This is a genomic window from Streptomyces sp. NRRL F-525, assembly GCF_000716605.1.
Classification (GTDB): Bacteria; Actinomycetota; Actinomycetes; order Streptomycetales; family Streptomycetaceae; genus Streptomyces.
In genome coordinates this window covers 68,990-90,458 of record NZ_JNXE01000018.1, presented here as the reverse complement: position 1 = coordinate 90,458, position 21,469 = coordinate 68,990, and the positions used below count along the sequence as shown (strand labels likewise).

At 70.1% G+C, this 21,469-nt stretch carries 26 protein-coding genes; 7 read left to right on the top strand and 19 right to left on the bottom strand.

Features of this window, described 5'->3' with window-relative positions:
* The first annotated feature begins 29 nt into the window (after positions 1–29).
* The gene (gene dapA, locus OO69_RS25755) at positions 30–935 is read left to right on the top strand and encodes a 4-hydroxy-tetrahydrodipicolinate synthase (RefSeq protein WP_078652561.1); all 906 of its coding nucleotides are present in this window, start codon (positions 30–32) and stop codon (positions 933–935) included.
* A gap of 29 nt (positions 936–964) precedes the next feature.
* Here the strand turns inward: dapA and OO69_RS25750 are convergent, their stop codons facing one another.
* Positions 965–2,200 (bottom strand): hypothetical protein, encoded by a 1,236-nt coding sequence (locus tag OO69_RS25750; protein ID WP_033283146.1) that lies wholly within the window; start codon positions 2,198–2,200, stop codon positions 965–967.
* Positions 2,197–2,754 (bottom strand): SigE family RNA polymerase sigma factor, encoded by a 558-nt coding sequence (locus tag OO69_RS25745; RefSeq protein ID WP_033283221.1) that lies wholly within the window; start codon positions 2,752–2,754, stop codon positions 2,197–2,199. The genes OO69_RS25750 and OO69_RS25745 overlap by 4 nt, the downstream gene beginning before the upstream one ends.
* 142 nt (positions 2,755–2,896) lie before the next feature.
* Here OO69_RS25745 and OO69_RS25740 point away from each other — a divergent pair, with 142 nt between their 5' ends.
* Positions 2,897–3,406, top strand: coding sequence for a hypothetical protein (locus tag OO69_RS25740; RefSeq protein ID WP_033283145.1), 510 nt, complete (start codon positions 2,897–2,899; stop codon positions 3,404–3,406).
* A gap of 65 nt (positions 3,407–3,471) precedes the next feature.
* Here the strand turns inward: OO69_RS25740 and dapD are convergent, their stop codons facing one another.
* From dapD to OO69_RS25715, 5 genes are all read right to left on the bottom strand, one after another.
* Positions 3,472–4,461 carry a 2,3,4,5-tetrahydropyridine-2,6-dicarboxylate N-succinyltransferase gene (dapD, locus tag OO69_RS25735; RefSeq protein ID WP_033283144.1) on the bottom strand — a complete coding sequence of 330 codons (990 nt, stop codon included), beginning with the start codon at positions 4,459–4,461 and terminating at the stop codon, positions 3,472–3,474.
* 138 nt (positions 4,462–4,599) lie between these two features.
* Positions 4,600–5,565 (bottom strand): CU044_5270 family protein, encoded by a 966-nt coding sequence (locus OO69_RS25730; RefSeq protein ID WP_033283143.1) that lies wholly within the window; start codon positions 5,563–5,565, stop codon positions 4,600–4,602.
* A gap of 2 nt (positions 5,566–5,567) precedes the next feature.
* The gene (locus OO69_RS25725; protein WP_033283142.1) at positions 5,568–6,173 is read right to left on the bottom strand and encodes an RNA polymerase sigma factor; all 606 of its coding nucleotides are present in this window, start codon (positions 6,171–6,173) and stop codon (positions 5,568–5,570) included.
* A gap of 107 nt (positions 6,174–6,280) precedes the next feature.
* Positions 6,281–6,832, bottom strand: coding sequence for a TetR/AcrR family transcriptional regulator (locus OO69_RS25720; protein ID WP_033283141.1), 552 nt, complete (start codon positions 6,830–6,832; stop codon positions 6,281–6,283).
* Between the two features lie 45 nt (positions 6,833–6,877).
* Positions 6,878–7,198 (bottom strand): DMT family transporter, encoded by a 321-nt coding sequence (locus OO69_RS25715; protein WP_033283140.1) that lies wholly within the window; start codon positions 7,196–7,198, stop codon positions 6,878–6,880.
* 148 nt (positions 7,199–7,346) lie between these two features.
* Between OO69_RS25715 and OO69_RS25710 the strand changes: the two genes are divergently transcribed.
* Complete coding sequence (locus OO69_RS25710) at positions 7,347–8,246, top strand: AbfB domain-containing protein (RefSeq protein ID WP_033283139.1); 900 nt, start codon at positions 7,347–7,349, stop codon at positions 8,244–8,246.
* 9 nt (positions 8,247–8,255) lie between these two features.
* Here the strand turns inward: OO69_RS25710 and OO69_RS25705 are convergent, their stop codons facing one another.
* From OO69_RS25705 to OO69_RS25665, 9 genes are all read right to left on the bottom strand, one after another.
* Positions 8,256–8,645, bottom strand: coding sequence for a VOC family protein (locus OO69_RS25705; RefSeq protein ID WP_033283138.1), 390 nt, complete (start codon positions 8,643–8,645; stop codon positions 8,256–8,258).
* A 44-nt stretch (positions 8,646–8,689) separates the two neighbouring features.
* On the bottom strand, positions 8,690–9,028 hold the full coding sequence (locus tag OO69_RS25700) for a metal-sulfur cluster assembly factor (RefSeq protein WP_019060535.1): 339 nt from the start codon (positions 9,026–9,028) through the stop codon (positions 8,690–8,692).
* Positions 9,025–9,498 carry a Fe-S cluster assembly sulfur transfer protein SufU gene (sufU, locus tag OO69_RS25695; protein ID WP_019060534.1) on the bottom strand — a complete coding sequence of 158 codons (474 nt, stop codon included), beginning with the start codon at positions 9,496–9,498 and terminating at the stop codon, positions 9,025–9,027. Before sufU ends, OO69_RS25700 begins: the two co-directional genes overlap by 4 nt.
* 18 nt (positions 9,499–9,516) lie before the next feature.
* A complete protein-coding gene (locus tag OO69_RS25690; RefSeq protein WP_019067542.1) occupies positions 9,517–10,773 on the bottom strand; it encodes a cysteine desulfurase in 1,257 nt (418 codons plus the stop codon).
* Entirely contained in the window at positions 10,770–11,537 is a 768-nt protein-coding gene (sufC, locus tag OO69_RS25685; protein ID WP_033283137.1) for a Fe-S cluster assembly ATPase SufC, read from the bottom strand. Before sufC ends, OO69_RS25690 begins: the two co-directional genes overlap by 4 nt.
* Positions 11,538–11,544: 7 nt before the next feature.
* Positions 11,545–11,865, bottom strand: a complete 321-nt coding sequence (locus OO69_RS25680; RefSeq protein WP_033283136.1) for a non-heme iron oxygenase ferredoxin subunit — start codon at positions 11,863–11,865, stop codon at positions 11,545–11,547.
* Positions 11,865–13,082 (bottom strand): Fe-S cluster assembly protein SufD, encoded by a 1,218-nt coding sequence (sufD, locus tag OO69_RS25675; protein WP_033283135.1) that lies wholly within the window; start codon positions 13,080–13,082, stop codon positions 11,865–11,867. Before sufD ends, OO69_RS25680 begins: the two co-directional genes overlap by 1 nt.
* 62 nt (positions 13,083–13,144) lie before the next feature.
* The gene (gene sufB, locus OO69_RS25670; RefSeq protein WP_033283134.1) at positions 13,145–14,569 is read right to left on the bottom strand and encodes a Fe-S cluster assembly protein SufB; all 1,425 of its coding nucleotides are present in this window, start codon (positions 14,567–14,569) and stop codon (positions 13,145–13,147) included.
* Positions 14,566–15,288 (bottom strand): helix-turn-helix transcriptional regulator, encoded by a 723-nt coding sequence (locus OO69_RS25665; RefSeq protein WP_033283133.1) that lies wholly within the window; start codon positions 15,286–15,288, stop codon positions 14,566–14,568. The genes sufB and OO69_RS25665 overlap by 4 nt, the downstream gene beginning before the upstream one ends.
* A 159-nt stretch (positions 15,289–15,447) precedes the next feature.
* On the opposite strand from OO69_RS25665, the gene OO69_RS25660 reads away from it, so the two are divergent.
* The 4 genes from OO69_RS25660 to OO69_RS25645 are packed head-to-tail and all read left to right on the top strand — an operon-like array spanning position 15,448 to position 19,065.
* Complete coding sequence (locus tag OO69_RS25660) at positions 15,448–16,296, top strand: aminoglycoside N(3)-acetyltransferase (RefSeq protein ID WP_033283132.1); 849 nt, start codon at positions 15,448–15,450, stop codon at positions 16,294–16,296.
* Between the two features lie 10 nt (positions 16,297–16,306).
* The gene (locus tag OO69_RS25655) at positions 16,307–17,230 is read left to right on the top strand and encodes an ABC transporter ATP-binding protein (protein ID WP_033283131.1); all 924 of its coding nucleotides are present in this window, start codon (positions 16,307–16,309) and stop codon (positions 17,228–17,230) included.
* Positions 17,227–18,003: an ABC transporter permease gene (locus OO69_RS25650; RefSeq protein ID WP_033283130.1), complete on the top strand. Its 777-nt coding sequence runs from the start codon at positions 17,227–17,229 to the stop codon at positions 18,001–18,003. Before OO69_RS25655 ends, OO69_RS25650 begins: the two co-directional genes overlap by 4 nt.
* A 51-nt stretch (positions 18,004–18,054) precedes the next feature.
* Positions 18,055–19,065, top strand: a complete 1,011-nt coding sequence (locus tag OO69_RS25645) for a COX15/CtaA family protein (RefSeq protein WP_033283129.1) — start codon at positions 18,055–18,057, stop codon at positions 19,063–19,065.
* Positions 19,066–19,069: 4 nt separating this feature from the next.
* Here OO69_RS25645 and OO69_RS25640 read toward each other — a convergent pair whose 3' ends face one another.
* From OO69_RS25640 to OO69_RS25630, 3 genes are all read right to left on the bottom strand, one after another.
* Entirely contained in the window at positions 19,070–19,819 is a 750-nt protein-coding gene (locus OO69_RS25640) for a nucleotidyltransferase domain-containing protein (RefSeq protein ID WP_033283128.1), read from the bottom strand.
* A gap of 18 nt (positions 19,820–19,837) precedes the next feature.
* Positions 19,838–20,944, bottom strand: coding sequence for an amidohydrolase family protein (locus tag OO69_RS25635; protein WP_033283127.1), 1,107 nt, complete (start codon positions 20,942–20,944; stop codon positions 19,838–19,840).
* A gap of 180 nt (positions 20,945–21,124) precedes the next feature.
* Positions 21,125–21,445: a hypothetical protein gene (locus tag OO69_RS25630; protein ID WP_033283126.1), complete on the bottom strand. Its 321-nt coding sequence runs from the start codon at positions 21,443–21,445 to the stop codon at positions 21,125–21,127.
* Between the last annotated feature and the right edge of the window lie 24 nt (positions 21,446–21,469).

Genomic DNA, 21,469 nt, shown 5'->3' with positions numbered 1-21,469 from the left:
TTCACTGTCGCTCTGCCGAGACTACTCCCATGACGAACGCCGCGACCTCCGCCCCGCCCCCTTTCGGTCGCGCCCTGTGCGCGATGGTCACCCCCTTCACCGAGGCCGGGGAACTCGACCTCCCCGGTGCCCAACTCCTCGCCGAGCGGCTGGTGTCGGAGGGGTGTGACGGGCTCGTGCTGTCCGGGACGACCGGGGAGTCGCCGACCACGACGGACGGGGAGAAGGCGGCGCTCATCACGGCCGTCCGCGAGGCCGTGGGTGAGCGGGTCTCCCTCGTCTCGGGCGTCGGCACCTTCGACACCCGGCACACCGTGGAACTCGCCCTCCAGGCCGAAAAGGCGGGCGCGGACGGGGTGTTGGTGGTCTCGCCGTACTACAGCAGGCCCCCGCAGGACGCCCTGGAGGCGCACTTCCGCGAGGTCGCCGACGCCTCGGGGCTGCCTCTCGTGCTCTACGACATCCCGGGCCGCACCGGCACCCGTATCGAACCGGAGACGATGATCCGGCTCGCCGAGCACCCCCGGATCGTCGCGGTCAAGGACTGCTCCTACGACTTCCTCGGCGCCCAAAAGGTGCTGGGCCGGACCGAGTTGGCGTACTACGCGGGGTGCGACGAGCACATCCTCGCGCTGTACGCGGTGGGCGGGGCTGGGTATGTGAGTACCGTCGCGAACGTCGTCCCGGCTCAACTCCGGGCGATCCTGGACGCGTTCGAGGCGGGCGACACCCCCGTGTCCGCCCGCCTCCAACAACGTGCCACGCCGCTTATCGAGTTGATGATGGCGGCGGGGCTGCCCGGCACGGTGACGGTCAAGGCGCTGCTCAACTCGCTCGGCCTGCCTGCGGGTCCGGTCCGGGCCCCGCTGCGGCCCGCCGGCCGGGACGCGGCCGACGAACTGCGGGCGGCGTACGAGGAGTTCATCGCCGTGTGACCGGCCGGCGCCAAGTCGGCGCCGGTCGGTCAGCGCGTGGCGAAGACGGGCTGCCACCGTCCGGCGCTGACGTCCGTGCTGCCCCCCAGGAAGCCGCTCAGCGGTACTTCCTTGTCGCTGCCGATGGTGACCAGCACGAGCCGCGCGTGGAACTCGCTCTTCCCCGCCCCCGAATCCCCCTTCCCGATGTCCCAGGCGATGAGCGACCTGTCGTCGGCCCAGGCGAGCAGTTGCTGCCCCCGGACCTCGCTCTTCTCGCCGGTGGCGGAGTCGATGACGTACGACGAGGTGGTCCACGTCTGCCCCGCGAAGTCACCGGCGACGTGCTCGCCGTCCGGGGACAGCCCCGCGTCGACGAACCAGACCAGGTACTTGCTGCCGTCCTCCGGGGCGGGGACCTCGGCGCCCGTGAAGTCGTAGAACAGCTTGTCGACCTCGTCGGAGGGGAGGCCGGCCCAGATGTACCTGCCGTCGCGGGTGAGGGCGAAGTCCTGGCGGTAGTTGACGAGGGTGGTCAGGCCGTCCGCCCGCTGGCCGCCGATCGTGACCCCGGCCCAGGAGCCCTTGCCGGAGGCCACGTCGAGGACGTAGAAACCGGTGCGGCTCGACGGTACGTCGGGCTCCCCGACGTTGGGGTCCGCCGGATGGAACTCCGCGTCGGGGTTGTGGGTGTAGGTCGTCGCGACCAGCTTCCGGCCGTCGTCCGAGAACGACAGACCACCGACCTTGTGACTGACCTGGATCCACCGCTTCACCTCGCCGGTGGCCAGGTCGAGGAGGCCGATCCGGGAGGCGGGCAGGGTCCGTTCCAGGACGGCGGCGGTCTTCATGCCCGGGGCGACGGTGACGACCGACCACTTGGGGGCCTTCACATAGGTGCCGGTCTTCCGGTCGAACAGCCAGTAGGTGCGCTCGGAGACGGACTCCCTGGCCGACACCGTGACCTTGGTCGGGATGTAATAGGCGGCAAGTGCCGTCCGCCCGGCGGCGATCAGCTCGCGCGGCGGCGACTGGCCCGGGTGGGCGCTCGTGTTCCCGCGGTCCACGACACCCGACGGACGGACGTCGCTCCTCCCCGAGTAGAGCTGCGGCACACCCACCGCGACGGCGACCACGGCGACCGTAGCGACGACGGCGGCCACGAGCTGTCGGGTACGGCGGCGGCGCCGTACGGCGAGCACCCAGTCGGCGAACCCCGGTCCCGCCGGGGGCTGTTCGGCGGCCTGTTCGCGCAACGTGTCGCGCAGGAGATCGTCGACGTTCACGGGCGCACCTCCACGGGCGAGTGGTCACGGGAGGACCCGAGCTCGGCGTCGGCCGGGCCCAGGGCGGCCAACTCCGGTGCGAGGACGCGCAGTCGGGCCAGGGAACGGTGGGTGGTGGACCGCACCGTGCCGACGGAACAGCCCAGCAGCCGGGCGACGTCGGCCTCCGGCAGGTCCTCGAAGTAGCGCAGCACGAGGACGGTGCGCTGGCGGGCGGTGAGCCGGGACAGCGCCTCGCGCATCACGACGCGCAGCTCGGCGGCGGACGAGGTGTCCGCATCCGCACCGGTCTCCGGCGGTTCGGCGACGGTCAGTTCGCGTCTTCGCCACTTCAGCCGCCACCGGCTGACCTGCTGCCGGTAGAGGATCTGCCGTACGTACGCCTCGGGTTCGTCGATCCGCTCCCAGCGCCCGGCCGCCTTGGCCAGCGCGGTCTGCAGCAGATCCTCACCGGCGTACCGGTCTCCCCCGCTGAGCAGCACGGCGGTCCTCAGCAGCGCCGACGACCTGTTGTCCACGAAGTCCCGGAAACCTTCCAGCCCTTCGGCATCCATCGTCACCTTCACTCACTTCCCCGACGGCACACGATGCCCCGCCCCCTGTGTCCCCTGTGACGCGTGCGGACACCGCCCGCTATGCCTGCCGCCCCGAGAAAATTCCACCCGCCTCACCCGACCACTCCCCTACGGTGGCCGCATGAGCCGCCGCCCCCTGCTGTTCCTCGACGTCGACGGCCCCCTCAACCCGTACGCCGCACAGCCGGAACGCCGCCCCGAGGGCTACACAACCATCCGCGTCACCGTGCCCGACCGCCCCCGTCCCCTACGGGTCTGGCTGAACCCCGCGCACGGCTCGGCACTCCTCGGCCTCGGCTACGACCTGTGCTGGGCGACCACGTGGATGGCCGCCGCCAACCGCTGGATCGGCCCCGTCGTCGGCCTGCCCGAGCTGCCCTACGTCGACTTCGGCGACCGGCTGTTCGGCGAGCGGCCCGACGGGGTCCACTGGAAGACGGAGACGATCGTGGCGTACGCCGAGGGGCGGCCGTTCGCCTGGGTCGACGACGAACAGAGCGCGCCCGACGGGGTGTTCGTGACCGCCCGCCATCCCGGCCCCGCCCTGCTGCGCCACGTGAATCCCCGACTCGGCCTGCGTGAGGGGGACTTCGCGGCGCTGGCGGAGTTCGCGGCGGCCGTGCGGGCATGAGGGCCGATATGGGTCGAGCGCCTCCCCAGGGAACGGGAAGGCGCTCAACTCACATACCCGAGCCGCTAGTTGTGGCTGTGCAGGATCTCGTTCAGGCCGCCCCAGACCGCGTTGTTCGGGCGGGCCTCGACCGTGCCGGTGACCGAGTTGCGGCGGAAGAGGATGTTGGAGGCGCCGGAGAGTTCGCGGGCCTTGACGATCTGGCCGTCGGGCATCGTGACACGGGTGCCGGCGGTGACGTAGAGACCGGCCTCGACGACGCACTCGTCGCCGAGCGCGATCCCGACGCCCGCCTCGGCGCCGACCAGGCAGCGCTCGCCGATGGTGATGCGGACGTTGCCGCCGCCGGACAGCGTGCCCATCGTGGACGCGCCGCCGCCGATGTCCGAGCCGTCGCCGACCACGACACCGGCGGAGATCCGACCCTCGACCATCGACGTGCCGAGCGTGCCGGCGTTGAAGTTGACGAAGCCCTCGTGCATGACGGTCGTGCCCTCGGCGAGGTGCGCGCCCAGGCGGACCCGGTCGGCGTCGGCGATGCGGACGCCCTTCGGGGCGACGTAGTCCGTCATGCGCGGGAACTTGTCGATCGACGTCACCTGGAGGTGCAGGCCCTCGGCGCGCGCGTTCAGCCGGACCTTCTCGACGTCGTCCACGGCGACCGGGCCGAGCGAGGTCCAGGCGACGTTGGCGAGGAAGCCGAACATGCCGTCCAGGCTCTGGCCGTGCGGCTTGACCAGGCGGTGCGAGAGGAGGTGCAGGCGCAGGTAGACGTCGTGCGCGTCGAGCGGCTTGTCGTCGAGGGAGGCGATGACCGTGCGGACCGCGATCACCTCGACGCCCCGGCGGACGTCCGGGCCGATCGCCTTGGCCGCACCCTCGCCGAGCAGCTCCACGGCACGCTCGGCGGACAGGCTCTCCGTACCGGCGGGCCCGGGTTCGGCGGACAGTTCGGGCGCGGGGAACCAGGTGTCGAGTACGGTCCCGTCGGCGGCGACGGTGGCGAGGCCGGCGGCAACGGCGCCGGTGGTGCGAGGTGCGGTCGTGTCGGTCATGAGGGAAACCTAACCTGGCGGGGGCGGCCGGGACCAACTCGTCCACGGGGCGTCTCAGGGAACGACACGCACGGGCTCGCAGGACGGCGGAAGGGGTGCCGACCGCGCGGGGCACGCACGGTCGGCGGTGCTTCCGGCTCAGCCGCGTTCGCCGGCCTTGTCCACCACCGCCCACGCCGCCGTCGAACTGCCGCCGACGGCCTTCCCGTCCATGAGCATCCGCATCCCCACGATCCGGTAGGTCTGCGGGTCGAGCAGCCACTGATCCGCCGCCCCGGCCTTGAGCGTGCCGCTCCTGACATAGCTCAGCGCGATCACCCGGCGCCCCGAGGCGTCCTTCACCAGATGGTCGGCGACCTGGCCGCCGGGCAGGGTCGCGAGGGCGCGGTAGAGCGAGGCCAGCCCCTTGGACGTCATCAAGTGGGCGGTCAGGAGGACGCTGATCTCGGTGTAGTCCGACTGGGCCTGGGTACGCCCCTTCTGGTCGGCGACGGCGTTCTCGTGCCGGAGGAACTTCACGGTCTGCTCACCGCCGGCGGGCAGCGCCGTCAGGACCCGGTACATCTCGCGCGGCGAACGGTCGTCGCCCTCCCCGCCGTTCTCCAAGTGCATGGGGGTGACGATGAGTTGGGGGCGCTGCCCCTTGGGAGCGATGCCCTCGGACGCCGCCGCGGTGCCGTCGTAGCGGATCCAGCTCGGCATCTCGGTCACCGCCGCCGTGGACGCCTCCGACATCTGCAGGGTGTAGATCCACTGATCGGTCCTCGGTACGGTCACGTCCCGCTCGGTCTCGACCAAGTCAGCCGCCCGCTGCAGGAGTTGGGCCGCGCTGAGCCCCTTCAGGCTCGCGTCGGGCGTGCGCGCGGGCTCCACCTTGCGGCTGCCGGGCGCGGTGCCGCCCAGCAGTACGGTCACGGTGACGGCCACCGCGGTGACCGCCGCCACGACCGCGACGATCACGAACTCCCGCCGCCGCCACAGCACTTGGTTCCGCCCCCCGGCCCGTGCCGCCTCGGTCAGCCGCGTACGTCCCACCGCGAGCCGTCCGCGGTCGGGCACCGGCGCTCCGGCGCGCAGCTCGCGCACCCGCGTCATCTCGTCCATCGCTACGCCACCTCCGCCGCGTCGTGCACGAATGCGGGATCGGCGCCCAGTGCCGAACGCACCTTGCGCCGCGCCCTGTTGAGCCGGGACCGGACCGTGCCGACCGGGATGTCCAGCGCCTCGGCGACCTCCTGATAGGTGAGATCGGCCCAGGCGACGAGCAGCAGCACGTTCCGGTCACCCGCAGAGAGCGCGGCGAGGGCACCGGCGAGCGGACCCTGCGCGGAGATCCGGCTGTCCGTCTCCTCGACCCAGGAGTCCCCCCAGGACGCGGCGACGGGGTCATGCCCGGTGCGGGCCAGCGCCCTGAGCGCCCGCACCTCGGTACGGCGCTGTCTGCCGATGAGGTTGCCCGCGATGCCGTAGAGCCAGGGGCGCGCATTGGCCCGCGTCAGGTCGTAACGCGATCGGACGCGGAACGCCGTGAGGAACGTGTCGGCGGTGATGTCGTCGGCCGCGCCGTCGCCCAACCGCCGTGCCGCGTACCGGTGGATGTCGGCCGCGTACCGGTCGTAGAGCAGGGCGAACGCCTCCGGCTGCTCCAAGGACCGGGCGACGACCTCCGCGTCGTCGCCGTCACGGGCCGCGCCCGGCGGTGGTCCGCTCACGAAACTTCCCCCGATTCATCAACACCGAATACCGTCCTGCCGCCTCCTGTTGCCCGGTGGGGGCCGAAGAGTTCACGGGAGCGGAGGGCTCGGGTCGGGCAAGCGCTTCAGTCCTCCGCGGGCCGCGGAATCACCCGCCCCAACACCTCGCGCGCATACCCCTCGTCGTACGCCGCGCCCGTCAACAGCACCTGCAGACAGATCCCGTCGATCAGCGCGACGAGCGCCCGCGCGGTCACCGGGTCGGTGCGGCGGGCGAGTTGGTCGGCGAGGTCACGGGCCCACTCGTCGGCGACGGGTCGCAGGGCGGGGCGGCGCAGGGCGGCGAGGTACAGCTCGTACTCCAGCTCGACCCCCGTGCGGTCGCCCGCGAGCCACTCCCCCATCCAGCCCGCCAGCTCCCCGGCCAGGTCGGTCCGCGGGTCCTCGAGACCGCCCCGCGAGGCGATCACCTTGGCGAAGGCCTCGTTGGCCTGGCGCAGGGCCGCGACCATCAGCTCGTCGAGGGTCGCGAAGTGGTACGTCGTCGAGCCGAGCGGGACATCGGCCTCGGCGGCGACGGAACGGTGACTCAGTCCCGCGATGCCCTTCTCCCCGACCACCCGGATCGCCGCGTCGATGATCCGCTGCCGCCGCTCGGGGTCGTAGCGCCGGGCCATCAGTACGTGCCTCCCCCGGCCATCAGCGCATGCCTCCCTTGGCCATCAGTGCGCGCCGCCCAGGTTGAGGACCACGACCCCGACGATGATCAGCGCGATGCCTGTGGCCTTCGCGAGGGTCATGCCCTCGCCGAGGAACACCGTCCCGATCCCCACGATGGCGGCGGTGCCGAGGCCCGCCCAGATCGCGTAGGCCGTACCGACCGACATGGACTTCAGCGTCTGCGCGAGCAGCGCGAAGGAGAGCACGTATCCGAGGACCGTGAGAACCGAGGGCCACAGCCGGCTGAAGCCGTGGCTGAACTTCATGGCGGTGGTGCCGCCCACCTCCGCGGCGATCGCCGTGAGGAGCATCAGGAATCCCATGTGTACGAGTGTACATAACGGAATCCGATAGAAACCGCTCACTGAAACGGCTGCTCGGACACCTCTCGCTCCACTACTGTTTCACCGTTCACACACCTGGCTTTCACGGTCACGGCCGTCGCCATGGGCGCCGCTGGAGGAACAGCGCATGCCAGACAGTTCACCCCCGCCCTCCCCCAACTCCCCCTGGGAGAACGGCTGGACCCCTGACACCTCACGGGCCCCCGGAACCCGCCGGCTCTATCTGGCCGGGGCGCTCGCCGTCACCACGATCGTCGTGTGCGTCACGGCAATCGTCGTGACGGACAAGCAGACTGACGACACGTCACGCACGAAGAAGGCGGACCCGACCACGTCGGCCGGTGCGGACGGCCCCGGCCTGCTCTCGTACGCGTCCCCGTCGAAGCAGGGCACACCGGCGCCCGACGAGCACACGTCGAACTCGGGCTCGGGCTCGGGCTCGGGCTCGGGCTCGGCGAAGACGCCCGGCACCACCACGTCGACCGCCGCCGCGGGACACGGCTCGACGCCCTCCACGAAGGCGCCGTCCCCGTCCAAGTCGGCGTCGTCCCACGGGAGTTCATCCGGATCGTCGGGCTCATCGGGCTCGTCGGGGTCCTCGTCCTCCACCGCCTGGAAGTCGGTCCGCTCGGTCAACTACCCGGACCGCTACTGGCAGGTGAGCGGCGACTTCGTCAAGCTCAACCCGGCCAACTCCGCCTCGGCCCGCAGCGCTTCCACCTTCAAAGTGGTCAAGGGCCTTGCGGACAGCTCCTGTTACTCCTTCACGACGGCCAACGGCAGCTACCTCCGCCACCGCAACTTCATCCTCCGCGCGGAACGCAACGACGGCTCCCCCCTCTTCAAACAGGACGCCACCTTCTGCCCCCGCCCGTCGCCCTACTCCGGCGCGGTGATGCTGGAGTCGGTCAACTACCCGGGCCGCTTCCTCCGCCACCAGAACTTCCAACTGAGGCTGGACCGCTACCAGGACAGCACCCTGTACCGGTCTGACTCGGCGTTCCGGTTGGTGGCGGGGCTCAACTAGGCGGAGGCGTCAGGGAAGACGAGGCGCGTCGCGAAAGGCGATGAGCGAGGCCTTGGGCCGCAGTACGCAGAACTCGTTCCCCTCGGGGTCGGCGAGGACCACCCAGCCCACGGCCTCGCCCTGCCCGACATCGACCCGCTGCGCGCCCAGCGCGAGGATCCGCTCGACCTCGGCCTCCTGGTCGTCGGGGGCGAGGTCGAAGTGCAGCCGGTTCTTGACGGTCTTCGGCTCACTCACCGGCATGAAGCAGATGCCGGTCTCCGCGAACTCCCCTGGCCCGATGACCACTTCACGCGGTTTCTCGGAGAGCACCCGCCAGTCGAGCACCCCGCACCAGAAGCGGGCGAGCACGGAAAGGTCGTAGGTGTCGACGACGATGTGATGCAAAGAAACGGCCATACCCCGAAGGTATGGCCGTTTCCGGTGCATCGGACAGCTCCGACTCAGACGTTGAACCCCAGCGCCCGCAGCTGATCCCGGCCGTCGTCCGTGATCTTGTCCGGGCCCCACGGCGGCATCCACACCCAGTTGATGCGGAGTTCGTTGACGAGGCCGTCCGTCGCGGACTTGGCCTGGTCCTCGATGACGTCGGTCAGCGGGCAGGCCGCCGACGTCAGGGTCATGTCGATGGTGGCGATGTTGGCGTCGTCGATGTGGACGCCGTAGATCAGCCCAAGGTTGACGACGTCGATGCCCAGTTCGGGGTCGACCACGTCGAGGAGGGCCTCGCGGACCTCCTCCTCGGAGGCGGGCTTGATCTCCATGGTCTCGGTGTCACTCATGCCGTCTTCCTTTCCGCGTCGGAGTCGGCTCCGCCCAGGGCCTGGGCCGTCGCGTCCTTCCACGCCATCCAGCTGAGGAGGGCGCACTTCACCCGTGCCGGGTACTTGGAGACACCGGCGAACGCGATCGCGTCCTCCAGCACCTCCTCCATCGCGTCGTCGGGCTCGATCCTGCCCTTGGACTGCATCAGCTCCAGGAAGGTCTCCTGGATCTTCTGCGCCTCGGACAGCTCCTTGCCGACGAGGAGGTCGTTCAGTACGGAGGCCGAGGCCTGGCTGATCGAGCAGCCCTGGCCCTCGTAGGAGATGTCCGTGATCTGCTCGCCGTCGTACTTCACGCGCAGCGTGATCTCGTCGCCGCACGTCGGGTTGACGTGGTGCACCTCGGCGTCGCCATCCCGCAAGCCCCGGCCGTGCGGGTGCTTGTAGTGGTCCAGGATGACTTCCTGGTACATCGAATCCAGCTTCACGGTCTCAGTTCACGTCCCTCAGCCGAAGAAGTTCCGTACGTGCTCCAAGCCGTCGACCAGTGCGTCGATCTCGGCCGGCGTGGAGTACAGATAGAACGACGCTCGCGTGGTCGCAGGAATTCCGTAGCGCAGGCAGACCGGGCGGGCGCAGTGGTGGCCGACCCGGACCGCGATGCCTTCCTCGTCCAGCACCTGGCCCACGTCGTGCGGGTGGATGTCGCCCAGCGTGAACGAGATCGCCGCGCCCCGGTCCTCGGCCGTGGTGGGGCCGATGATCTTCAGGTCGGGGACGTCCAGCAGGCGCTTCACCGCGTACTCGGTCAGCGCGTGCTCATGGGCGAGGATCTTGTCCATGCCGATCGCCGACAGGTAGTCGATCGCCGCGCCCAGACCGACCGCCTGGGCGATCGGCGGGGTGCCCGCCTCGAACTTGTGCGGCGCGGGAGCGTACGTCGACGAGTGCATCGACACGGTCTCGATCATCTCGCCGCCGCCCAGGAACGGGGGCAGGTCTTCGAGCAGCTCCTGGCGGCCCCAGAGGACGCCGATGCCGGTCGGGCCGCACATCTTGTGACCGGTGAAGGCCACGAAGTCGGCCTGGAGGGCCTGTACGTCCAGCGGCATGTGCGGCGCGGCCTGCGAGGCGTCGATCAGGACCAGGGCCCCGACCTCCTGCGCGCGGCGCACGATCTTCTCGACCGGGTTGACCGTGCCGAGGATGTTCGACACCAGGACGAAGGAGACGATCTTCGTCTTCTCCGTGATGATCTCGTCGATGTTCGAGAGGTCGAGGCGGCCGTCGTCGGTGAGGCCGAACCACTTCAGCTTCGCGCCCGTGCGCTGCGAGAGCAGCTGCCACGGCACGATGTTGGAGTGGTGCTCCATCTCCGTGATGACGATCTCGGTCTCGTGGTCCACGCGGTAGGGCTCGTCGGCCCAACCCAGCATGTTCGCCACGAGGTTGAGCGACTCGGAGGCGTTCTTGGTGAAGATCACCTCGTCGCGGCTGGGCGCGTTGATGAACGCCGCGACCTTGTCGCGCGCGCCCTCGTACAGCGCCGTGGCCTCCTCGGCGAGCACATGCACACCGCGGTGGACGTTGGCGTTGTAGCGCTCGTAGTACTCGTTCAGGGCGTCGAGCACCTGACGCGGCTTCTGCGAGGTCGCCGCGTTGTCCAGGTACACGAGCTTCCTGCCGTCGTGAACCGTGCGGTCCAGGATGGGGAAGTCCTTGCGGATCGCCTCGGTGTCGAGGAGGCCCGGCAACTGTGTCACGCGGATACGCCACCCTTCGTGGTGTAGGCCTCGTAGCCCTCGTTCTCCAGCTTGTCGGCGAGCTCGGCGCCGCCGGACTCGACGATCTTGCCGCCGGAGAAGACGTGCACGAAGTCGGGCTTGATGTAGCGCAGGATGCGCGTGTAGTGCGTGATCAGCAGGGTGCCGACCTCACCGGTCTCGCGGACGCGGTTGACGCCCTCGGAGACGACGCGCAGGGCGTCGACGTCCAGGCCGGAGTCGGTCTCGTCGAGGATCGCGATCTTCGGCTTGAGCAGCTCCAGCTGAAGGATCTCGTGGCGCTTCTTCTCACCGCCGGAGAAGCCCTCGTTCACGTTGCGCTCGGCGAAGGAGGGGTCCATGGAGAGACGCTCCATGGTCTCCTTGACCTCCTTCACCCACGTCCGCAGCTTGGGGGCCTCGCCGCGGACGGCGGTGGCGGACGTACGGAGGAAGTTCGAGACGGACACACCGGGGACCTCGACCGGGTACTGCATCGCGAGGAAGAGGCCGGCGCGGGCGCGCTCGTCGACGGACATCTCGAGGACGTCCTCGCCGTCGAGCGTGACGGTGCCGCCGGTGATCGTGTACTTCGGGTGGCCCGCGAGCGAGTAGGCGAGGGTCGACTTGCCGGAGCCGTTCGGGCCCATGATGGCGTGGGTCTCGCCCTGCTTCACGGTGAGGTCGACGCCCTTGAGGATCTCCTTCGTGGCGTTGTCGGCCTCGACGGTGACGTGCAGGTCGTGGATTTCAAGCGTTGCCATGGGTTCCTCAGGACTCCTGGGTGAGGGAGACGAGCACGTCGTCCCCTTCGATCTTTACGGGGTAAACGGGTACGGGGCGCGTGGCGGGAAGGCCGGACGGCTTGCCGGTGCGCAGGTCGAACGCGGAGCCGTGCAGCCAGCACTCGATCTGGCAGTCCTCCACCTCGCCCTCGGAGAGCGAGACGTTCGCGTGCGAGCAGATGTCGTTGATCGCGAACACCTCCCCCTCGGTCTTCACGACCGAGACCGGCGTGCCGTCGAGTTCCACCCGCTTCGGGGTGTCCTCCTCCAGCTCGCCGAGGCCGCAGGCGCGGACGAAGGCCGACATCAGACCGACGCCTCCAGCTCGGCGTCGATCTTCTCGAGCAGCCGCTCCTGGATGTCGGCGACACCGATCTGCTGGACCAGTTCGGCGAAGAAGCCGCGGACGACCAGACGGCGGGCGTCGTCGGCGGGGATGCCGCGGGCCATCAGGTAGAAGAGCTGCTCGTCGTCGAAGCGGCCGGTCGCGGAGGCGTGTCCGGCGCCGACGATCTCGCCGGTCTCGATCTCCAGGTTCGGCACGGAGTCGACGCGGGCGCCGTCGGTCAGCACGAGGTTGCGGTTCATCTCGTACGTGTCGGTGCCCTCGGCCGTGGCCTCGATGAGCACGTCACCGATCCACACCGCGTGGGCGCCTTCGCCCTGCAGCGCGCCCTTGTAGATGGCGTTGGACTTGCAGTGCGGGACGTTGTGGTCGACCAGGAGGCGGTGCTCCTGGTGCTGGCCGGCGTCCGTGAAGTACAGGCCGAACAGCTCGGCCTCGCCGCCAGGGCCGGCGTAGGCCACGCGCGGGTGCAGTCGTACGAGGTCGCCGCCGAAGGTGACGACGAACGACTTGAACGTGGCGTCCCGGCCGATCAGGGCGTTGTGCTGGCCGACGTGCACGGCCTTGTCGTCCCAGTCCTGGACGGAGACGACGGTCAGCTTGGCGCCGTCGCCGACGATGTAGTCGACGTTGGCGGCGAGGACCGCGTCACCGGTGTGGTCGATGACGACGACGGCCTCGGCGAAGGCTCCGAGTTCGACGACCTGGTGGCCGTAGGCGACCCCGCCCTCGCCGTGCACGACGATGCGGATCGGCTCGGTCAGGACCGTCTCCTTGGGGACGGTCACGACCGAGGCCTTCTCGAAGGACGAGTAGGCCTGCGCGGCCACGCGGTCCACCGGGGTGCCCGCCTTGCCGAGCCGCGCGTCGTCACGGCCGACGGTCTCCACGGTGACCCCCTCGGGGGTACCGATGGCGACCTTCACGCCGTCGCCGGTGGCGACCGCGGTGCCGTCGTGCAGCCCGCGGAGGCGCTCCAGCGGGGTGAACCGCCACTCCTCCTCGCGGCCGTGGGGGACCGGGAAGTCCGCCACGTCGAAGGACGGGGGCGCGCTCATGCGCGTGGCGACGGTCGACTCGGCGGCAACTGCCACCGCGCCGGCGGTGGTTGACCCCAGCGATGGGGGTCCCCCCGCACGAGCGGAGTCGAGGGTGGGGGCACTCTGAGCCTCAGCCATGGCTGTCGGTCTGCTCTCTTTCCTGCGTCAGAATTCGCTTGCTGCTGTGAAGGAGGCCGGTCTTAACCGACCGAGCCTTCCATCTGCAGCTCGATCAGCCGGTTGAGTTCGAGGGCGTACTCCATCGGCAGCTCCTTGGCGATCGGCTCGACGAAGCCGCGCACGATCATCGCCATCGCCTCGAACTCGGTCAGACCGCGGCTCATCAGGTAGAAGAGCTGGTCCTCGGAGACCTTGGAGACGGTCGCCTCGTGGCCCATGGACACGTCGTCCTCGCGGACGTCCACGTACGGGTACGTGTCCGAGCGGGAGATCGTGTCGACGAGCAGCGCGTCGCAGAGCACGTTCGACTTGGAGCCGTGGGCGCCCTCGCCGATCTCGACGAGACCGCGGTAGGACGTGCGACCGCCACCGCGCGCCACCGACTTGGAGACGATGTTGGAGGACGTGTTCGGCGCCATGTGGACCATCTTGGAGCCGGCGTCCTGGTGCTGGCCCTCGCCCGCGAAGGCGATGGAGAGGGTCTCGCCCTTGGCGTGCTCGCCCATCAGGTAGACGGCCGGGTACTTCATCGTCACCTTGGAGCCGATGTTGCCGTCGATCCACTCCATGGTCGCGCCCTCGTACGCCACGGCGCGCTTGGTGACCAGGTTGTAGACGTTGTTCGACCAGTTCTGGATGGTCGTGTAGCGGCAGCGGGCGTTCTTCTTGACGATGATCTCGACGACCGCGGAGTGCAGCGAGTCCGACTTGTAGATCGGCGCCGTACAGCCCTCGACGTAGTGCACGTAGGCACCCTCGTCGACGATGATCAGGGTCCGCTCGAACTGACCCATGTTCTCCGTGTTGATCCGGAAGTACGCCTGCAGGGGGATCTCGACCTGCACGCCCTTCGGCACGTAGATGAAGGAACCGCCCGACCACACCGCGGAGTTCAGCGACGCGAACTTGTTGTCGCCGACCGGGATGACGGTGCCGAAGTACTCCTTGAAGAGCTCCGGGTGCTCCTTCAGCGCGGTGTCGGTGTCGAGGAAGATGACGCCCTGCTCCTCCAGGTCCTCACGGATCTGGTGGTAGACGACCTCGGACTCGTACTGCGCGGCGACACCGGCGACGAGGCGCTGCTTCTCCGCCTCGGGGATGCCGAGCTTGTCGTACGTGTTCTTGATGTCCTCGGGCAGGTCCTCCCAGGACTCCGCCTGCTTCTCCGTGGAGCGCACGAAGTACTTGATGTTGTCGAAGTCGATGCCGGAGAGGTCGGAGCCCCAGTTCGGCATGGGCTTCTTCTCGAACAGGCGCAGGCCCTTGAGACGGAGCTTGGTCATCCACTCCGGCTCGCTCTTCTTGCCGGAGATGTCCCGGACGACGTCCTCGTTGATGCCGCGCTTGGCGGAGGCACCGGCCACGTCGGAGTCGGCCCAGCCGTATTCGTAGGTGCCCAGACCCTCGAGCTCGGGGTGGGCGGTCTCCTCGATGGGGAGCGTCATGCGGGGTTCCTCCCGGCGTTACTTACAGATGTGTTAGCTGCGTTCTTGGAATTCTTCGGGATAAACGTGGTGCACACGCCGTCGCCGTGGGCGATGGTGGCCAGTCGCTGGACATGGGTGCCGAGCAGCTGGGAGAAGAGCTCGGTCTCCGCCTCGCACAGTTGCGGGAACTGCTCGGCGACATGGGCGACCGGGCAGTGGTGCTGGCAGAGCTGCTCACCGACCGGTGCGCTACGCGCCGTAGCAGCGTACCCGTCCGCGCTCAGGGCCTTGGCCAGGGCTTCCGCGCGGTTCTCGGGCGCGGCGGCCTCGACGACCTTGCGGTAGGCGATGGCCTGGGCGGCCATGCGGTCGCGGGCGAAGGCGACGACGGCCTCGTCCCCGCCCTCGCGCTGGGCGATCCAGCGCAGCGCGTCCGCGGCGAGCTTGTCGTAGGACTGGTCGAAGGCGTCCCGGCCGCAGTCGGTCAGGGCGAACACCTTCGCGGGGCGGCCGCGCGTGCGCGCTCCGTAGACCCGCTGCTCACGTGCTTCCACGACGTCGTCGGCGACGAGTGCGTCGAGATGACGGCGTACGGCGGCCTGGGTCAGCCCCAGCCGGCCGGCGAGGTCGGCCACGGTCGACGGGCCGTGGTCCAGGATGGAGCGCGCGACGCGGTTGCGGGTGGACCGCTCACCGGTCGCGAGTTCCTCCTGCGGAGCCTCGCCAACGTTTTTCACAACGCCATTGTTGCGTAATTCCTCAGAGGCAGGCAACCCGCGCCCGACGGATGGACGGTGCGCTGCATCACTTAGGCATACCTAATCTGACCTGCGAAAACGATCTTTGATCGATCAATCCACCGGCCCCTTCGACCCCCTTCCGGAGACTCCACGACCATGCCCGTACCCCCTCCCACCGGCCCACTTGTCACCCGGGACACAGTCGCCGCACAACTGCGCGAGCTGGGCGTGCGCCCCGGCGAGACCCTCCTCGCGCACACCTCCCTCAGCTCCCTCGGATGGGTCTGCGGAGGCGCCGTGTCGCTCGTCCAGGGACTCCTCGACGCCGTCGGTCCGGACGGCACCCTGGTCGTCCCCACCCAGACCGGCGACCTCTCGGACCCGGCCCACTGGGGAAACCCGCCGGTCCCCCGCGAGTGGTGGGACACCATCCGCACCTCCATGCCGCCCTACGACCCCCTCGTCACGCCCTCACGCGGCGTGGGCGTCGTCCCGGAGACCGTGCGCACCTGGCCCGGCGCCGAGCGCTCGGCGCACCCGCAGACGTCGTTCGCGGCACTCGGCCCCCGCGCGGCCGAGATCCTCGACGACCACGCGACCGACTGCCGGCTCGGCGAGCGCAGCCCGCTGGCCCGCCTGGAGGGCCTCCACGCGCGCGTGCTGCTGCTCGGCGCGGGCTACGACGCCTGCACCAGCTTCCATCTCGCCGAGTACCGCATCCCCTCCCCGCTGGTCCAGGTCGGCCGCCCGGGACCGGACGGCTGGGAGACGGTGACCGAGGTGTCGATCACCTCCGACCGCTTCGACGAACTGGGCCACGACTTCGAACGGGACCGTCCGGTCCTCCGGGGGAAGGTGGGCGCGGCCGACGCCCGGCTGTTCCTGGTGGCGGACGCCGTGGCGTACGCGGAACGGTGGTTGCCGCTGCACCGCCCCCGCGAGGAGGAGATCCCGTCCGGGGGAGATCCCGCACCCGCCCGCCTGAGGCGCGGGCCGCGTACCTAGACTCGGGCCCATGCGAAGCGAGCCCGTGCTCCAGGTCCAGGCCCTGGTGAAGCGGTACGGCACGAAAACCGCGGTGAACGGCCTCGACCTGGTGGCCCATGCGGGTGTCACCGCCGTGCTCGGCCCCAACGGGGCGGGCAAGACGACCACCGTCGAGACCTGCGAGGGATACCGGAGGCCGGACGCCGGCACGGTGCGCGTCCTGGGCCTCGACCCGGTCCGCGAGTCCGCCGCACTGCGCCCCAGAATCGGCGTGATGCTCCAGTCCGGCGGTGTCTACTCGGGCGCCCGCGCCGACGAGATGCTCCGCCACATCGCCAAGCTGCACGCGCACCCGCTGGAGGTGGACGCGCTCATCGAGCGCCTGGGACTGGGCAGTTGCGGCCGTACGACGTACCGGCGGCTGTCCGGCGGCCAGCAGCAGCGCCTCGCGCTCGCGATGGCCGTCGTGGGCCGCCCGGAGCTGGTCTTCCTGGACGAGCCGACCGCCGGCCTCGACCCGCAGGCCCGCCGCGCGACCTGGGACCTGGTCCGCGACCTCCGTACGGACGGCGTCTCGGTCATCCTCACGACCCACCACATGGACGAGGCCGAGCAGTTGGCCGACGACGTGGCGATCATCGACGCGGGCAAGGTCATCGCGCACGGCTCCCCCGAGGACCTGTGCCGCGGCGGCGCCGAGAACACCCTCCGCTTCACCGGCCGCCCCGGCCTCGACGTCGGCTCCCTCCTGAAGGCCCTCCCGGCCGACTCCACGGCCGCCGAACTGACCCCGGGCTCCTACCGCGTCGGCGGCAAGGTCGACCCGCAACTGCTCGCCACGGTCACCTCCTGGTGCGCGCAGCACGGGGTGATGCCGGAGAAGATCTCGGTCGAACGGCACACCCTGGAGGACGTTTTCCTGGAGCTGACCGGCAAGGAGCTGCGCTCATGACGACGACTGTTCCGGGGACGTACACCCCGCAGCCCGGGGCGGCCCCGCTCCCCCGCATGATCGCGGCACAGGCGGCCCTCGAAACGAAGATGCTCCTGCGGAACGGCGAGCAGCTCCTCCTCACGGTGGTCATCCCGACCCTCCTGCTGGTGCTGTTCAGCTCGGTGGACATCGTCGACACCGGCAAGGGCAAGTCCGTCGACTTCCTCACCCCCGGCATCCTCGCGCTCGCCGTGATGTCCACGGCGTTCACGGGCCAGGCCATCGCGACGGGCTTCGAGCGCCGCTACGGCGTCCTGAAGCGCCTCGCGTCCTCCCCTCTGCCCCGCTGGGGTCTGATGACCGCGAAGACGGCGTCAGTGCTCGTCACGGAGATCCTCCAGATCGTCCTGCTGACGGTCATCGCCTTCGCGCTGGGCTGGTCCCCGCACGGCAACCCCTTCGCGGTGTTCCTGCTCCTGATCCTCGGCACGGCGGCGTTCTCGGGCCTCGGCCTGCTGATGGCAGGCACCCTGAAGGCGGAGGCCACGCTGGCCGCCGCGAACCTGGTGTTCCTGCTGCTGCTCGTCGGCGGCGGGGTGATCGTGCCGATGGACAAGTACCCGTCGGGGGTCCAGGACGTGCTGGGGCTGTTGCCGATCTCGGCGCTGTCGGACGGCCTGCGGGACGTGCTGCAGCACGGGGCCGGGATGCCGTGGGGCGACCTGGGGATCCTGGGCGTGTGGGCCGTCGTAGGGCTGGCCGCGGCCGGGAAGTTCTTCCGCTGGGAGTGAAGCGGCGCCTCCGGGGACCCTCGTGAACGCGTGCACAAGCGGCGCCCTACGATGGTCCCCGTGCCCAACGTGACCCCCGCCGACGTCGTAGCCGCCGCGCGCAACCCCCTCGCCTTCATCGCCGCACGCTGGACCCCGGATCCCCGGACGGTTCGGCGGGCGGCTCTCGCCGCGCTCGTCATGTCGGTGGTCATCGTGGTCACCGGCGGCGCCGTGCGGCTGACGGGTTCCGGGCTCGGCTGCCCGACCTGGCCCAAGTGCACGGACGACTCGCTGACGACGACCAGCGCGATGGGCTTCCACGGAGCCATCGAGTTCGGCAACCGCATGCTGACGTACGTCCTGTGCGCCGCCGTCGGCTGGGCGATCATCGCCGCGCGCTCGGAGAAGCCGTACCGCCGCACGCTCACCCGGCTGGGCTGGGCGCAGTTCTGGATCGTGATGAGCAACGCGATCCTCGGCGGGATCGTGGTGCTGGTAGGCCTCAACCCCTACACGGTCGCGGCCCACTTCCTGCTCTCCTCGGCGCTGATCGCGGTCGCCACGCTGATGTGGCAGCGCAGCCGGGAGGGTGACGGGGAGCCCAAGCCGCTGGTCGGCAAGGCCGTGCAGCAGCTGGTGTGGTTCCTGGTCACCGCCTCCGTGCTGCTGATCGCGGTCGGCACGGTGGTCACCGGCGCGGGTCCGCACGCGGGCGACTCCAAGGAGGTCGACCGCATCCCGATCGACTGGGAGACGGTCGCCAAGCTGCACGCGGTGCTCGCCTGGATCGTGGTCACGCTGACGTTCGCCCTGTGGTTCGTCCTCAAGGCGGTCGACGCCCCCAAGGGCCCCCTGGACCGCGCCCGCGACCTGTTCCTGATCCTGCTCTCCCAGGGTGTCATCGGGTACGTCCAGTACTTCACGAACCTCCCCGAGGCCCTGGTCGCCCTCCACATGCTCGGCTCGTGCCTGGTGTGGATCGGGGTGCTGCGCGTGCTGCTGTCGCTGCGCGAACGGCCGGAGGTCGTGGCCGACCTGCCGGGCCCGTCGGTGGAACAGTCGCTGCCCACGCGCGCGTGAGGCATCACCCGTAGCGGGTCACCCAGTCGTCGATCGCAGGGCCCAGATAGGCCCGGGTCAGCTCCGCCCGGCGGTGGACCCAATCGCCCTCTACGGAGGCGGCGGACGGCACCGGATCGTCGTAACGCCTCCGTACGATGTCCTCCACGACCTCCACCGGAGCGCCCAGCGAGGGCAGCAGGTCGAGGGCCTCGCGCTTGGTGATCAGGCGGCCGTCCCGGCGGGTGACGGTCGCACGGGCGAAGGTGGTCATGCCCACGTCGACCCAGCCGTTCTCGAGCCATATCTGCGGCTTGTCGACGGCCGGTCGCCAGTACTCCCGCTGGTCCCGTACGACGAACTCGGCCAGCTCCTGGTCCGTCACGGGCGGCAGCAGGTCCTTCGGTGATCCGCCGTGCAACACCCGCCCGAATTGGTGCAGTTCACGCCGGGTGACAGGCGTGACGGGCCGGCGGATGACGTGGTCGTGGGCCCAGGTGAGGTGGCGCTGGTTCGGGGCGTCCTGCGTCCCCGGGGCGAGGTAGCTGCAGTGCAGCCGGACGGCGAGGGGGTCGGTGCGCAGCCCTCGGTGCAGGGTGATGAGCTGTCGGGCGGTGCTCGGCTTGAGGGGATGGTCGAGGATGGCTATCAGGTCCAGGTCGCTGCGGCCCTCCTGGTAGTCGCCCCCGGCGAGCGAACCGTGGGCCCACACGGCGACGGGTTCCAGGGGGGCCAGTTCGTTCAGGAAGCGGTCGAGCAAGGCGTCGGTCGGCATGGGCCCAGTCTGTACAGCTCACTCCAGCCCGTACACCCTCTTCGCGTTGCCGACCGCGATCAGTCCCGCGACCCGTTGCGCGTCGGCCGGTGACCAGGCCCCCTCGGCGACCCAGGTGCCGAGCACCCGCGCGAGCGCCTCGCGGAACAACCGCGCTCCCACGACGTGCAGTTCGGGCAGTCCGTGGGCCCCGCTGGAGAAGAGGATCTTGCCGAAGGGGGCCAGCTCCAGGATCTCGGCGAGCACGGTCGCGGCGCGGGCGCCGGTGCGGACGAGGGCGGCGCCGGAGTCGGCGTAGACGTGTGGAAACACACCGGCAAGGTGGGCCGCGTGCCGGTGGTACGGGTAGCTGTGCAGCAGCACCAGGTCCGTGCCGAGACCGGCTGTCGCCCGCACGAAGTCGGTGAGCAGGACGGGGTCGGTGCGGTCGATGCGGACGCCTGGTTCGCCTAATCCGGCGTGCAGTTGGAGGGGCAGGCCGGACGCTACGGCGATCCACAGCAGGTGCCGTAGCAGCACCGGGTCGCTGAGCGTGCCGCCGACGCGGCGCCCGGCCAGCCAGCGGGCCGCCGCGCCGCGGACCTCGCCGGGGCCGGGTGGTTCGGGTGCGAGGGCGAGACCGTGGCGTACGCCCGCCACGGAGGTGAAGGCGACCGCGCTCGCGGCCGCGCCGTGGACCGACTCGGCGAGGTTGGCGAGGAAGGACTCCACCGTGCCGGAGGTGTCGGCGACCTGTTCGGCGAGGAGTTCGAGGCGGACGATCTCCCGGGCGTCCGCCTGGCCCGCCGTCGCCATCTCGGCGGGGCCGGTGAGGTCGCCGGGCAGGCCCGTGTCGATCAGGTACGTCGTGATGCCGCTGCCGCGCAGTAGCCTGCGGCCCGCTTCCAGTACGCCTAGTTCACGGCGGCGGGCGAGGTAGCGGGCGGGTGGGCAGTGCGGTTCCAGGCCGAGGAGGGGTGGGCACCATCGGCGTACCGCGAAGCCCGTCTGGGTGTCGAAGAGGGTGGTGCCGGGGGCGGGTGGGCCTTCGGTGCGGGCGAGTTGGGCCTCGAAGGTGCCGAGGCCCAGCTCCGTTCTCAGTACGCCGTGACAGTACTGGTCCACGAGGGACGGCGTTTCGATCATCCGGGCTCCCCGTGGCAGTGACCGCGTCGCTTGTACGGGGCCTAACGGGTGAACCGGGTGTGAGGTGTTGCCTGTACACACCCCGTGTGAGGGGGCGCCATGGGGGTGGGGTGCGGGTTCGTCAGCGATCGACGGTCCGTTGTGGCTGGTCGCGCAGTTCCCCGCGCCCCTTTGGGGGCGCTACCCGCCGACCTGGATTCCTGCCATGCGCTTCCACTCGTACGGCCCGGTCTTCACCTTGGCCGCGAACTCGCCGTCGAAAGCCTCGTGGACCGTGATCCCGGACTTCTCGACCGCCTGCTGGGCGATCTCGTACGTCGTGGCGACCAGGTCGCCCCAGCCGCCGTCCTCGCCTACGAGGACGATGCGGGCGCCGCGTTCCCCGATGTAGGCGACCTGGGCCTCGGCGCCGCCGTGGGACTTGGAGAAGGTGCCGATCTGCTGGGCGAGGCGGGCCACCTGGCGCTCGGCCTTCGCGTCAACCTGCTGCGTGTCTGCCATGACCAGGATGCTACCGACGGGTAG

Excerpts from the sequence above, each read along its gene's own strand:
- dapA (WP_078652561.1), top strand. The coding sequence starts at position 30 with ATGACGAACGCCGCGACCTCCGCCCCGCCCCCTTTCGGTCGCGCCCTG.
- OO69_RS25745 (WP_033283221.1), bottom strand. The coding sequence starts at position 2,754 with ATGGATGCCGAAGGGCTGGAAGGTTTCCGGGACTTCGTGGACAACAGG.
- OO69_RS25740 (WP_033283145.1), top strand. The coding sequence starts at position 2,897 with ATGAGCCGCCGCCCCCTGCTGTTCCTCGACGTCGACGGCCCCCTCAAC.
- dapD (WP_033283144.1), bottom strand. The coding sequence starts at position 4,461 with ATGACCGACACGACCGCACCTCGCACCACCGGCGCCGTTGCCGCCGGC.
- OO69_RS25730 (WP_033283143.1), bottom strand. The coding sequence starts at position 5,565 with ATGGACGAGATGACGCGGGTGCGCGAGCTGCGCGCCGGAGCGCCGGTG.
- OO69_RS25720 (WP_033283141.1), bottom strand. The coding sequence starts at position 6,832 with ATGGCCCGGCGCTACGACCCCGAGCGGCGGCAGCGGATCATCGACGCG.
- OO69_RS25715 (WP_033283140.1), bottom strand. The coding sequence starts at position 7,198 with ATGGGATTCCTGATGCTCCTCACGGCGATCGCCGCGGAGGTGGGCGGC.
- OO69_RS25710 (WP_033283139.1), top strand. The coding sequence starts at position 7,347 with ATGCCAGACAGTTCACCCCCGCCCTCCCCCAACTCCCCCTGGGAGAAC.
- OO69_RS25705 (WP_033283138.1), bottom strand. The coding sequence starts at position 8,645 with ATGGCCGTTTCTTTGCATCACATCGTCGTCGACACCTACGACCTTTCC.
- OO69_RS25700 (WP_019060535.1), bottom strand. The coding sequence starts at position 9,028 with ATGAGTGACACCGAGACCATGGAGATCAAGCCCGCCTCCGAGGAGGAG.
- sufC (WP_033283137.1), bottom strand. The coding sequence starts at position 11,537 with ATGGCAACGCTTGAAATCCACGACCTGCACGTCACCGTCGAGGCCGAC.
- OO69_RS25680 (WP_033283136.1), bottom strand. The coding sequence starts at position 11,865 with ATGTCGGCCTTCGTCCGCGCCTGCGGCCTCGGCGAGCTGGAGGAGGAC.
- sufD (WP_033283135.1), bottom strand. The coding sequence starts at position 13,082 with ATGGCTGAGGCTCAGAGTGCCCCCACCCTCGACTCCGCTCGTGCGGGG.
- sufB (WP_033283134.1), bottom strand. The coding sequence starts at position 14,569 with ATGACGCTCCCCATCGAGGAGACCGCCCACCCCGAGCTCGAGGGTCTG.
- OO69_RS25660 (WP_033283132.1), top strand. The coding sequence starts at position 15,448 with ATGCCCGTACCCCCTCCCACCGGCCCACTTGTCACCCGGGACACAGTC.
- OO69_RS25655 (WP_033283131.1), top strand. The coding sequence starts at position 16,307 with ATGCGAAGCGAGCCCGTGCTCCAGGTCCAGGCCCTGGTGAAGCGGTAC.
- OO69_RS25650 (WP_033283130.1), top strand. The coding sequence starts at position 17,227 with ATGACGACGACTGTTCCGGGGACGTACACCCCGCAGCCCGGGGCGGCC.
- OO69_RS25645 (WP_033283129.1), top strand. The coding sequence starts at position 18,055 with ATGGTCCCCGTGCCCAACGTGACCCCCGCCGACGTCGTAGCCGCCGCG.
- OO69_RS25640 (WP_033283128.1), bottom strand. The coding sequence starts at position 19,819 with ATGCCGACCGACGCCTTGCTCGACCGCTTCCTGAACGAACTGGCCCCC.
- OO69_RS25635 (WP_033283127.1), bottom strand. The coding sequence starts at position 20,944 with ATGATCGAAACGCCGTCCCTCGTGGACCAGTACTGTCACGGCGTACTG.
- OO69_RS25630 (WP_033283126.1), bottom strand. The coding sequence starts at position 21,445 with ATGGCAGACACGCAGCAGGTTGACGCGAAGGCCGAGCGCCAGGTGGCC.